Below are 715 nucleotides of genomic sequence, written 5' to 3' on the forward strand. Positions count from 1 at the left end.
GACCAGCCGAATTATCTTTTCCTGCTCCGTCCCCGCCGTTTCGGCAAGTCGTTGTTTCTGGCCATGTTGGAGACATATTACAGCGTAGATTATGCCGACCGCTTCGAAGAACTTTTCGGTGAACTGTATATCGGGAAGCATGCCACAAAGGTGCATAATAAGTATTTGGTGCTCAGATTCAATTTCTCCATTGTTAGTTCCAATCCTGATGAAATGGAACAATCGTTTAAAACCTACTGTAGTTCCACAATCACTCGTTTTGTGAAGAAATACGAGTATCTGTTGGGGAATGAAATCTGGAGTGAATTGAGCATCTTTAATGATTCTCCCGGTCTGATGTTGGATGCGCTTGCCCGCTATATCAGCGACAACAACTGTCCGCACATCTATCTGCTGATTGACGAGTACGACAACTTTACCAATACCCTATTGGCCACTTACGGCACAGAACGTTACCGCAAAACGACACATGGTGAAGGATTTATCCGTGAATTTTTCAATGTTATCAAAGCGGCTACTACCGGACCCGATGCAGCGATTGACCGTTTGTTTATTACCGGTGTCAGCCCCGTTACGATGGATGACGTAACCAGCGGATTCAATATCGGGACAAACATCAGCATGAAACCGGAATTCAATAGTATCATCGGTTTCAGCACGGAAGAAGTACGTCAGATGATCAGTTACTACAAGTCAGAAGGGGCATTACCGGAAG

1 protein-coding gene is annotated in these 715 nt (G+C 45.0%); it reads left to right on the plus strand.

Features of this window, described 5'->3' with window-relative positions:
- A partial coding sequence (locus Q3C19_RS18300) for an AAA family ATPase (RefSeq protein WP_302731299.1) occupies window positions 1-715 on the plus strand: 715 nt, incomplete at both ends.

This window comes from Bacteroides sp. ET489 (genome assembly GCF_030518095.1).
Taxonomy (GTDB): Bacteria; Bacteroidota; Bacteroidia; order Bacteroidales; family Bacteroidaceae; genus Bacteroides; species Bacteroides ndongoniae.